The following is a 12,515-nucleotide window of genomic DNA, read 5'->3' as shown; positions in this document are numbered from 1 at the left end:
AAAAAATGGACAGGAAACACAGGCGCGCCCGATGGGCGAGCGTTCTGGTGCACGGTCCGTGTTAAGCATTTGGGCGCAATGTGGCGAAACGTTAAACAAAGCCTAAAGAAACTGCCGCTAGCTCTCTTAAATCTCGGCCAAAACTCTCTCTAGTTTGCCGGGTTTTGTTAAGGTTTCGTTTAGCCTGCCTGCCTACTCCGATCCCAAAGGAGTAGAGGCCATGGCTAAATATATTGGCTACCGACTGTATTTGGATTCCGATTACGACGGGGCTGCGAGCACCGGTGATGGTATCTCGGGGGGCTACGAAACCAGCATAATTTTCACCGATCACGACATGCCACTGGGATCAGGCGTCGTGACCTATCCAACCACAGTCGGTGCCGTGTCGGGCGTATTTTATGAATATAGTGGCAACACCTATTTTGTACCGGACGACGATACGGGTTTTCCGCCCTATGAAGCAGGCACAATCACCGAATTTGTCGAGGCCATTCGAGGCACTCCAAACAATGACAATCTCGAAGGCACCGCCGGCGATGATGTGATCATCGACACCGACGAAAGTATTCACAACCCCACGGGCGTTGATCGAATACGCGCAGGAGAGGGCGATGACACCGTAATTTTCGGGGATGGCAACGACACAATCGACGGTGGGGGCGGCAATGACAAGATCGGGTTCTGGTCCGGCGGCAGCGGAAACAATCTGATTGATGGTGGCGCTGGAGACGACTCTATTATCGGTGGCTCTGGTGACGATCAGATCATCGGCGGTTCGGGGAACGATTGGCTGAGCGGGGATGCCGGTCGGGACACGATTGATGCCGGCGATGGCATGGACAACATCTGGGTCACGGATGACCACGACTATGCCAAAATTATCGGCGGTGAAGGGTATTCTGACTGGGACGTGCTCGGGTTCTCCAACTGGGTGAGCTCGGAGGGCGTGAACGTCAAAATGACCGGACCCGAGTCGGGGACTTTTGAGTTCAGAGGCAGCGAAACCCACGGCGAGTTTTCGGAAATCGAGCACATTGTCGGCACAGATTACGGCGATGCCGTGGATTTGTCGGGCGACACCTCCGGCCTCAAGGTTCAGGGCTATGGCGGCGACGACACGATCCGAGGTGGTTCAGGCGCGGACTCCCTGCATGGCGACTGGGGCAATGACCAAATATCCGGCGGCCAAGGCGCAGACACCCTGTTTGGCGGCAGCGGAGATGACGTGTTGGCCGGAGGCGATGGCGATGACTATGTGGAGGGCGGAGAGGGCAGCGACACCCTGACGGGTGGCGCAGGCGAGGACACTCTTTTTGGGGGTGACGGCAACGACGTCTTCAATATCTACGACGCCGATGAGGACACGGACGTGGACGGCGGCGGGTGGTGGGACACAATTGTGTTTCACGACGAAAGCAGCGGCGAAGGTGTCGAAGTCATCTACGACGGTGACGGGTCCGGCGAGTACGAGTTGGGAGATGCCGAAGGGGATTTCTCCGACGTCGAGATGATCCAGACAACACAGAATGCGGACTTTGTGGATGCCAGCGCGTCCGATCAGGGCATTCTGTTGGTCAGCGACGACGGAGCGGACACGGTGGTCGGAAGCGCCGGAGCAGACGAAATCTGGGCCGGCGACGGAGAGGATTCCATTTCCGGCGGCAGGGGGGCGGACAAGATTTGGGGTGGATCGGAAAACGACACCATTCAAGGCGGCGAGGGGGGCGACACGCTCAAGGGTGAAATTGGCGACGACTTCCTGTCCGGGGGCAAGGGCAACGATGTGCTGTATGGCGGCTCGGGTGATGACGTCTTTGCCATGCAGGATGATGGAGGGTTTGATGTTGTTCACGACTTCAGGCTGGATGGCGTGGAGCATGACCAACTTGATGTGACGGGGTTGACGGATGCTTCGGGCAATCCTGTAAACGTCCATGATGTAACCGTTGGCGATGACGGTTGTGGCAATGCGGTTCTCAGCTTTCCAAACGGGGAGGGCATCCAGTTGAACGGGATCGATCCCGCGACGCTGGACAACAAGACGCTTTTCAAAATGGGCATACCCTGCTTTGCCGAGGGAACCCGTATTCGCACGCCGCAAGGGGATATTCCGATCGAGCGGTTGCAGGTCGGGGACATGGTGCAAACGCTGGACAATGGGGTTCAGCCCATCGTCTGGATAGGACGGCGGCACCTGTCACAACAGGACCTGAAGGAAAATCCGAAACTGCGACCGGTTCGTATCCGCGCGGGCAGTCTGGCCAACGATCGTGACCTGATTGTGTCGCCGCAACACGGCATGGTGACTACGCAAAACGGTGATGTGACTCTGGCACGGGCCACTCATCTGGCACGGGATGGCGGTGCCGGTTTCCGTGTGGCGTTGGGTATCAAGTCGGTGACGTATTTCCACCTGATGTTTGAGCACCATGAAGTCATCATTGCGGAGAACACGCCAAGCGAAAGCTTCTATCCGGGGCCGATGGCTTTGAACGCGTTGGCGCCGGCCGAGATTGCGGAGATTGCCGCGATCTTCCCCGAGTTGGTGTCGAGCTCAGGTCCGGTTGACATCTATGGCCCGAGGGCGCGCCGGTTTTTGCCGCGACAGGAAATCACCCGCAATGTTGCCTCGCTGTTTGAGGTCGGCCGTGCGTTTGCCTGATCAAACGGGTGGGCAGAGCACCACTTCTGTTCCTGAGGTGGTGCAGCACGCGGCCAGATCGTCGGACATGGCATCGGTATACAGCCGGTCAAATTCTTCGGGACCGGCGATGCGCACAGGGGCGTGGCGCTGATATTTGGACTGGTCGGCCAAAAGCCAGACCGCGCTGGCGCGGGCCATTGCAGATTGACTGACGGTGATTTCATCCATGTCAAAATCAAAGGCTTCGGCGGTTTCGGAGAGGGCAGAGCAGCCAAGGATCGCGTAGTCAAAGGCAAAGCCGTTGACCATTTTGGCGGCAACCGGTCCAACCAACCCGCCATCTTCGGGGCGGGGGCGGCCGCCCGTCAGCAGAACTTCACAACGCTCGTTGCCCGACAGGATACGCGCAACGTTGAGATTGTTTGTCACCACCAGTAGCCCGTCATGGCCAAGCAGCGCCTGTGCCAGCGCTTCGGTGCTGGTGCCGATGTTCACAAACAGAGAAGAGCCATTGGGAATGGCCTTGGCGGCCTCTGCTGCGATGGCGTCTTTGGCGTCGGCATTCACGCGGCGGCGTTCTTCGTAGGCGATGTTGCGCACGCCCGAGGGCAGCATGGCGCCGCCGTGGACGCGTTCGAGCAGCCCTGCGTTTGCCAACTGCGTCAGATCCCTGCGAATGGTCTGGACGGTCACATCAAAATGCGCGGCCAAAGCATCAACTGTGACCTTGCCCTGCGTGCGGGCGATTTCGAGGATGTCATGTTCACGAAAAGACGAGTGCATTTGCCAAGTTCCTGCTGTGGTGCGGAAACTTCGCCTGTGGCCGGAGGCTTTGCAAGGGAAATAGATGTGGCGGGCCGCGTTCTGCGGCCCTGCCGTGGGGGTATGGATTAGCGTGCGTTAGGGCGCCCTGTGGGAATGTTGATGTCAAAGGCTACTCCCCACGCTTCGTAGTCGTCGCGGCCAATACCGTCGTAGGTGCCGCTGAGTCCGATTGTCGTGCCGCCGGCAGTGGTGAAGTTCAATCCGGCCTTCAGACGCCCGCGCCAGCCCTGTGTTTCAGGAGCGTTCGGATTGGTGACGGTGGTCCCCCACGTGTCGCCAAAGTTGTAGATCGCATCTAGCGAGAAAGATGGCTGATACGCACGGCCATTGGCGCCGATAAAGTTGCCTTTGAAGGTCGGGCCAAAACGGAACTGACCGAGGCCGACTGTTTGGCTTGGGATCGCTACGCCAAGGCTGTCGGTGTAGGAGCGTTGCATCTCTTGGAAGTAAGCCAGCGTGGCGTTTGGCTGGATAGTCCAGTTGCCGCGCTGGAAGTCTCCGGTGATTTGCGCCCGTGCCAACCAGCGTTCGCCGTCGAAATCGTCGGAATACGTGCCCAAAGGCGATACCGTGTTGCGGGATTGGCCATAGGCGATACGCCCATCGAAATAGAGCGCTTCAGACAGTCGTTTGGTGACATAGGGGCCCACCATCCAGCCCGTGCCGCTTGTCGAGGAGCCGGCTGCGGAATCGGCGTTGTCCATATCGTCGATCTGCAACATGGCACCCACCAGAGTGTCCTGGTTCAGGACGTAGTCCGCGCCCAGTGACAACAGCCCAAAGTGGCCGGAGGAGGCCGTGCCGCCCTCGAATTTCTGCCAAGTCCCTTCGGCCCAGATATCCCAGCGGCGATTTTCGACCCAGCCTTCGGCGTCAGAGCCACCAAATGCCAACCCTGCCTGCGCGACCGAGTTATCGATCGCATTAAGCGAAGTGGCAAAGCTGTAGTTGCCGCTGCCGATTGTTGTGAGGTCGAAGTTGAACGGGTTGAGCGCTTTGAGGTCGCCATCCGCATAAGACACACGAGTCGCCGTGTCATACCCGCGACGCAACCGGTCAATTCGGCGACCGTTGGATGGTTCGTTGGCAAGGATCAGGTCGGCTCTGCGGGACAGGAATTCGTTGATCGTGTCCACAGTTTGTTGCCGCGACGCCACCGACTGGAATGTGCAGGTCACATTTTCCAATGGCGCCAGATTGATGGTGATGGCACCGGTGACAGGGTCTGCTGTGCTGTCGGCGTCGTCACAAACCAGAGACGCATTGCCGCTGCCGTCTGGTCGGATTTGCGTCACGTCGTAGGTGCCTGCGGTCAGCCTGATAGGCCCAAACTGTCCGCTGCCGCTGGCGGTGACAATGGCAAAATTCAGGTCCGGAGTTGCGGAGGTGTAGGTGAATGTTCCGTCGGTGTCTGCGTTTTGCACGATGGTCAGTGTGCCGGTAGTTGCTGCAACTACAGTCAATGTGACGGAGCCTGACGCGACGGTGCCGCCCCAGCTTGTAAGGCTGCCGGACGCGGCGTCAATGGAGCTGATCGCGCCTGCTGTGACATCGACTGATACTTCGCATGACGACAATGCCGCCACCGTGCCGCCGCTAGCGGCAAAAGTCGTACCGGCGGCTGCACCCGTGGTGCTGGTGCCGGAGCAGGTTGTTGTGATGTTCGGTGTGTCGGCGATTTGCAGGCCTGACGGAAGGTCATAGCTGAACGTCACAGGGGAGAAGTCGATGAAGGCGCTGGTGTTGTCGATCAGGAAAGTCAGCGTGGAGACCTGTTCCTGTTCAATGGTATCGGGCGCAAAACTGTAGGACAGCTGTGGGGTTGGAGCTGCGGTGACATCAAGTGCGGCGCTTGCGGTCCCGCTGTTGCCCAGAGATGAGGTCAAATCCCCCGAGGTAAAGCTGTTGCTGGCGACCGTGGTGGATGTCACATCCACCGAGACCTCGCAGGTGCTGGACACAGCAAGTGCGCCGCCGCTAAGCGAGAGGGTGGTGCCGGTGGCTGTCGCCGTGCCGGAGCAAGTGTTGGACAGATTGGGTGTGGTGGCAAATGTCACGCCGCTGGGAAGAGTGCCCGATACCGCCACGGAGGTCGCGTCCACAAAGCTGCCCGTGTTTTCCAAGGACAGAGTGAGCGTCGATGTTTCGCCTTGAGTGATCGTGTTCGGGACAAATGCCGCGGCAAAATCAAGAACAGGCGCTGCCGTCACGTCAAGCGTGTCGGTTGCGGTTCCGCTGTTGCCAATGTCCGTGATCAGGTCTTCGGTTGTATTGACAAGGCTACCGCCTGCGGTGGCGGTGACATCAAGGCTGATGGTACAGCTGGCCGATGCGAGAATGGTGCCGCCCGAATAGGTGACAGTTGTGGTGCCTGCGTCTGCTGTCAGGGTGCCGCCTGTACAGGTTGTGCTGGCCGCAGGAGAAGAGGCCACTTCCATGCCTGACGGGAAATTGTCCGTCAGGGACACATTTGTGGCGTCAATGAAGTTCGTGCTGTTGTCCAGCGTGAAGGTCAATGTGGTCGTGTCGCCCTGTGCAATGGCATCGGGTGAGAAAACCTTGGTGAACGCGGGCGGGGTCGCAGCCGTGAGAGCGAGCGCGGCTGTGGCTGTGCCGGAATTGCCCAAACTCGAGGTCAGATCACCCGTGGTGTTCGTCACAGATGAGGTGCCTGTCGCAAGGATATCCACCGAGATTGTGCAGAGTGACGTGGGCGCCAGTGATCCGCCGGAATAGGCAATACTTGTGCCACCCTCTGTTGCGGTCAACGTGCCGCCAACACAGGTGGAAGAGGCATTGGCGCTGTCGGTTGCGATGGTGATGCCAGCGGGAAGAGGATCGGTGAAATCCAGCGCGGTCGCCGCAACGAGGCTGCCTGTGTTGTCGATCGTAAAGGTCAGAGTGGTTTCCTGTCCCTGATCCACAGCCGATGGGCTAAACGCTTTGGTGAATGTCGGCACGGGGGCCGCAGTCACGGTAAAGGCGGCTGTTGCGGTGCCTGAGTTGCCAAGCGACGACGTCAGGTCGCCGGTTGTGTTGGTGGCGCTGAGAGCGGCGTTGCCGACAACATCAACGGCAATCTGGCACTGGCTGGCGGCGGCAACGGAGCCTCCGGTGTAGCTGATGACATTGGTGCCGGCTGTGGCGGTAACAGTGCCGCCGGTACAGGAGGACACGACATTTGGCACAGTCGCAACAAGCGAACCGGTCGGCATTGTATCGGTGAAGTCAAGATTTGTGGCCGGAACCAAAGCGGTGTTGTCGATTGTGAACGTCAACGTTGTCGTTGCGCCCTGCGCGATGGTAGAGGAGCCATAAGCCTTGGAGAAAGCGGGAATAGGCGCAGCCGTCACCGAAAGCGTGTCAGTTGCCGTGCCCGAATTGCCAAGGGATGAGGTCAGATCACCTGTTGTTGTCGGGTAGTTCCCGATTGTTGCGGAGCTGACATCGAGGCTGATGGTACAGGTCGCGCCGCCAGCAAGGCTCCCGCCGGTATAGGCGACTGTGCTGCTGCCTGCGACTGAGGTAAGGGTGCCGCCGGTGCAGGTCGTTGCCGCGTTGGGTGTTGTGGCCACAGCCACATTTGCGGGTAGTGTCAGTGTGTAGTCCAGCGACGCGGCCGTGAGCGTGTTGGCCGTATTGTCGATTGTGAAAAGCAGCGTCGAGTTTGCACCCTGAGCGATGCTGGTCGGCCCGAAAGCCATTGTGAATACCGGCGGTGGAACGATATCGAGTGAGGCTGTGGCCGGTGCCACCAAGGCGGTGCCGGCGCTAAAGAGAGAACTGGTGGAATTGACGTAGTTGCCGGCTGCGGCTCCTGCAGGCACCTGTAGGGTCACGTCAAATGTACAGGACCCGGACGGGGCCAGTGAGCCGTCAGTGAAAGAAAGTGACGATGACCCTGTGATGCTGGAGCCGGCGCCACAAGGCGTGCTGGGGAGGGACGAGGCCACAAGGCCTGACAAAACCGCTGACAGGTCATCGGTAAACGCGAGGTTGGACAGGGACGTGGAAGCATCAGTGTTGGTGATGGTAAAGGTCAGTGTGACGGTTTCACCCGGAGCTGTCTGGCCGCTGAACGACTTGGAGAACGCCGGAGCCGATGAACCGGACACTTCGAGATTGTCTGTGGCAGCGTCAGCAAAAACAGCAAAGCCGTCGATTGTGCCCGACAGGGTGGATGTCGTGTTGGTGTAATTTCCAGGTAGGGCGCCTCCCGGCACGGTGACCTGTGCGGTCAAGAGACAACTGCTGCTTGCAGCGACGGAGCCTCCCGAAAAGGAGAGCGTTCCGGTGCCTGTGCCGGTCGGAGTGCCGCCGCAGGAGTTCGCGGAAATGCTGTCCAGCAGTGCGCCGCTGAGCATGGCGGAGAGGTCGTCCGTGAAGTCGATGTTGGATGCGGGCGAGGTGCTGGAGTTTTCGATTTCGAATTCCAGAGCAACTGTCCCGCCTGACGCAACAGGATCGTTTGTGAACGATTTTGACAGGATCAAGGCGTTGGAGTTCACAGAGAAGGTGGCTATCAACGGATCAATCACGGTCGCCACTCCGGCAATTGATGTGGAGATAGAGCTGGTTGTGGTTCGATAATCGCCGTCCGCGGCCCCAACAGGTACCAAGACGTCAACCTCGATCGTACAACTTCCGCCCGCAGGGATAGCGCCCCCAACATAGATCAGGAAAGTCGTGCCAGAGAGAGAGCCCCCACAGGTGTCCGTTGTGGCTGGACCAGTCGCGGCGAGGCCAGCCAGAGCTGTCGCGAGGTTTTCCGTGAAGAACGTAATGTCGATGTTGTTTGTCGGGTCCGAGTTTTGCAGCGTGTAAGTCAAAGTGGCGGTTTGACCGGGGAACAGCGTGTTCGGTGCAATCGATCGGGTAAAGCCGGCGGGGTCGAAGCTGTATATGTCGACATTTGTGATCGGCGAGGGTTTAGAGATGACGAGACCAGAAACCGAGCCGGTCAAGTTGGATGTGTTGGTGTTATATGACCCTGCCGTCGCTCCGGCTGGTACGTTGACTTGTGCGCTGATCGTGCAGGAAGCGCCGGGCGCAATGGTCGCGCCGCTCAGGGAAAGGGCCGTGTCGCCCGATGAGAGTGCCGCGGTGCCACCGCAGGTATTGGACAGGGCAGAGTAGGTGGTGCCAGCGGGGAGTGTTCCAATGTCGGCCGTAAACGCGGCTCCGGTGACATCCACAGTGGAGGATGCATCGCTGGAGATAGAATACTCGACCGTAAAGTTGCTTCCCGCGGCAACTGAACTGGGAGTGAACGATTTGCCAAAGTTCCAGCTGACGCCGCCGTTGACGGTCAGCGTATCCGAGCCACCGGGCACAGAGATTGGCGTCGAACCGACGAGTGCGGATAGGTCGCCGGTTGTATTGACGTAAGTGCCTCCCGCGAGGTCGGCTGGAATATCGATGTCCACGTCGAAGGTACAACTCGACGCAGGCGCAATTGTACCACCGGTGAATGAAATCGCCTGACGATCGGTATCTGGAAAGATAAACGATGCGCTGGCCCCTGCGCCACAATCGGCGCTGGAAATCGTGGGGAGGGTCACCGAAAGCGGGAATGGCAGGAAGGTTGTCAGTTCGTCTTGGAACGAAACGCTGGTAAGGGTTTGCGTGGCGTCGGCGTTGGCAATGACGTAGCGCAGGGTGGTGCTACTGCCAGCCGCAACAGGGTCTGTAAGAAACGTGATCTGAAGGTCTGGCAGCGTTGCCGCCGCAACATTGATTTTGCTGGTGGCAATGTTGAAGGTAGACGGAAGCCCGTTCAATGTTCCAGTGAGAGCAGACGTCGTGTTGGTATAAGTGCCAGCTGCTGCGCTGCCGGGGAAATTGACCAAGGTGGAAATCGTACAATCGGTTGCTGCTGCGACGCTGCCGCCGGAGTAGCCGATTGTGCCTGTCCCGGCACCTGTTAGCGTGCCGCCACAAGTGTTCGAAGTTACACTATCGAAGACAGCGCCAGACAACATCGCGTTCAGATCGTCCGTAAATGCAAGGTCTGTAGTTGCATAATCGCGGGACCGGTTGCTGATGGTAAAGTCAAGTGTCGCCTGTCCTAGCGGATCAATCTGGCTCTCGACAAAGTCCTTGGAAAAAATAGCGCCGCCTGTTGGGGCTGTGACAGTCAATGTGGCCGTTGAGGCGCCTGCAGAGGTGAAGTCGGAGAGCAGATCACCGGAAGTGAGCGTTTGGGTGCCCAAAGCGCTGGCGACGATATCGACCGATACTTCACAGGTCGCGCCGTCGGAGAGAACCTCAAAGCCGGGAAAAAAAGTGCTGCCATCGGCATCTAGACTGATTGTGTCGCTGCCGGACACAGCTGTGAGGGTGGTGTCAGGAAGGCCGGTGCTTACGCAGTCGGTTGTCGCATTACTTGGGCTGGCAACAACGATTCCGCCAGGAAGAGTTTCTGTGAAATCAAGATTTCCAACTCTCGCGGCGTTGGCGGTGTTGTCGATGGTATAGGTCAGGGTGGCCGTGCTGTTATAGCTGACACTGGTCGGCGCGACTGATTTGGTGAAGCCCGGGCGACTGGTCACAACGGTCAACGCGCCAGGCGAAAGCAGTGAGGGCGATGCATTGGCCGACGTCAGGCCGGAACTGGGGTCGGTATAGCTGCCCGCGCTTGAGGCGGTGACGTCTACGGTGATCGTGCAGCTGCCGAGGGCAGGCACTGTCCCGTCGGCGAAGGAAACAGTCGCGGTGTTTTGCGGAGCAGACAGTACAGCGCCTTGGCAGGTGGTTGACGCGGCTTCGTTGGCGATCAAAACAGGCCCCGGGACAGAGGGGAACGTGTGGGTGAACGCAAGACCTGTGACTGGCGACGCGTTAGGGTTGGTGATGGTGAACTCCACGGAGGAGGTGGATCCCGACCCGATAGAAGCTGGCGTGTAGCTTGACGTGAAAGAGGGGGCCGACAATCCGGCTTGAGCGAAAGCATGTGTCCCGGATAGACCTGATGCGCCCAACGCAGCGGCCAGCGCGGCGCGCTTGATCCATGTGAAATTCATTGTCCCATCCCTCCGAGCACCAATTGTCCTTTTGGCGTCTCGTTCAAACTGATGTGGCCACGCTGAAAAGCAGCGCCACTGGCTTTAAATTACACTCGTTACAAAAAACAAAAATTTGATTCGATTTTTACCTTAGCAGGTGATCGAAGTTTTGCGGGCGCAGAACTTTATTTGCGTATTGGGTGTTGCCAAACTGAATCACGAACATTGGGGGAGGGTCCGACTGGCTTTCTTTTGGGGCCGCGGCAGAGAATGCGGGCCGTTTCTCTTGACGCACGATGGAAAATGAGGTTCGTGGGTTTTCTAAAATGTTCGTGAGTGTTCCTATGTCAGCAAAAAGCGAAAATGTGGTGGATGTCTTTGTCATCGGCGGCGGCATCAACGGCTGTGGCATTGCCCGTGATGCGGCGGGACGGGGGCTGTCGGTTGAGTTGGCCGAGATGAATGACCTCGCCTCGGCGACGTCCAGCGCGTCGACAAAGCTGTTTCATGGCGGATTGAGATACCTGGAGTATTTTGAAGTGCGCCTGGTGCGGGAAGCGTTGGTTGAGCGTGAAACGCTGTTGCGCGCGATGCCGCACATCAGTTGGCCGATGCGGTTTGTGCTTCCGATGCACCGTGACATGCGATTTGACAACGAAACGCCAACATCCAAGCTGTTGAGCCTGGTGATGCCCTGGATGAAGGGGCGGCGGCCTCGGTGGCTGATCCGGACGGGGTTGTTTATGTATGACCATCTGGGCGGCCGGAAAATTCTGCCTGGCACACGTTCGCTGGATTTGAGTGCCGATACCGCTGGTGTGCCTTTGCTGGATAAGTTCCAAAAAGCGTTCGAATACAGCGACTGTTGGGTGGAAGACAGCCGGCTGGTGGTTCTGAATGCCCGCGATGCCGCGGCGCGGGGGGCGGTGATCCGTACCCGCACCAGGGTGGTCTCGGCACGTCGCCAAGAGGATGTGTGGCGCGTCGAAACAGAAAACACTGAAACCGGGGCGCGCGACGTCGTGTTTGCGCGCGCGCTGGTGAACGCGGCCGGCCCGTGGGTTGCGGATGTGATCGAAGGGGTTATGGGCGAGAATACAAAGGCCGGCGTCCGGTTGGTGCGGGGCAGTCATATCGTGACCAAACGGCTTTTTGAGCACGATCGGAGCTATTTCTTTCAAGGCACCGACGGGCGGATCATCTTTGCCATTCCCTATCAGGAAGATTTCACGCTCATCGGCACCACCGACCAAGAACACACAAATGCGGATGTTCAGCCGAAGTGCACCGATCTGGAGGCGCAGTATTTGTGCGACTTTGCCTCTCAGTATTTCAAACGTCCCGTCAGCATGGACGACATCGTGTGGCGCTATAGCGGGGTGCGTCCGCTCTATGATGATGGGGCGACGTCGGCCACGGCTGCGACACGGGATTATGTGTTGAAACTGGATGGCGACCAAGCACCGGTCCTGAATGTGTTTGGCGGTAAGATCACGACCTATCGCAAACTCGCGGAGGCGGCCATGGCCAAGCTGGTGCCGTTCTTTGAGGGTGCGACCGGTGACTGGACCGCAGGCGTAGCGATGCCCGGGGGGGATTTTGCGGTCGACGGAGTTGATGGGTTGATTGCAGATTTGCGGACCGAATACCCATTTTTAACACCCGCTTGGGCAAAGCGCCTTGTGCGGGCATATGGCACGGACGCGCACACCATTCTTGGCACGGCCGAGACAGCCGCAGATTTGGGGCGCGCCTTTGGCGCGACCCTGACGGAGGCTGAAGTTGATTGGCTGATGCGCCGCGAATATGCGTGCAGTGCAGAAGACATTGTGTGGCGGCGGTCCAAGCTTGGCTTGAGGCTTTCGACGGATGAAATCGCTGCGCTTGAAAGCCACGTTGCCGCGGCGCGTCAAAATGCGCCTGCTCGGGGCCATGCCAAGAATTGATCTTTGCCGCTTTGCAGAATATAGGAAGCCTGCACGTTGCCGTTGTGCGGGTTTCCTGTCGCGACGGCTGAGGAGATTTTGACGGGATTTCCG

4 protein-coding genes are annotated in these 12,515 nt (G+C 58.6%); 2 read left to right on the top strand and 2 right to left on the bottom strand.

Annotation, left to right across the window (positions count from 1 at the left end):
- Positions 1–220: 220 nt before the first annotated feature.
- Entirely contained in the window at positions 221–2,665 is a 2,445-nt protein-coding gene (locus BM069_RS12955; RefSeq protein ID WP_093324270.1) for a Hint domain-containing protein, read from the top strand.
- Here BM069_RS12955 and BM069_RS12950 read toward each other — a convergent pair whose 3' ends face one another.
- Positions 2,666–3,430 carry a DeoR/GlpR family DNA-binding transcription regulator gene (locus BM069_RS12950; protein WP_093324268.1) on the bottom strand — a complete coding sequence of 255 codons (765 nt, stop codon included), beginning with the start codon at positions 3,428–3,430 and terminating at the stop codon, positions 2,666–2,668.
- Between the two features lie 107 nt (positions 3,431–3,537).
- Positions 3,538–10,494 (bottom strand): autotransporter outer membrane beta-barrel domain-containing protein, encoded by a 6,957-nt coding sequence (locus BM069_RS12945; protein ID WP_093324267.1) that lies wholly within the window; start codon positions 10,492–10,494, stop codon positions 3,538–3,540.
- A gap of 326 nt (positions 10,495–10,820) precedes the next feature.
- Here BM069_RS12945 and glpD point away from each other — a divergent pair, with 326 nt between their 5' ends.
- A complete protein-coding gene (gene glpD, locus BM069_RS12940; protein WP_093324591.1) occupies positions 10,821–12,422 on the top strand; it encodes a glycerol-3-phosphate dehydrogenase in 1,602 nt (533 codons plus the stop codon).
- The last annotated feature ends 93 nt before the right edge of the window (positions 12,423–12,515 follow it).

The organism is Shimia haliotis (genome assembly GCF_900114415.1).
GTDB lineage: Bacteria > Pseudomonadota > Alphaproteobacteria > Rhodobacterales > Rhodobacteraceae > Shimia > Shimia haliotis.
This window is presented reverse-complemented; position numbering and strand designations above follow the sequence as displayed.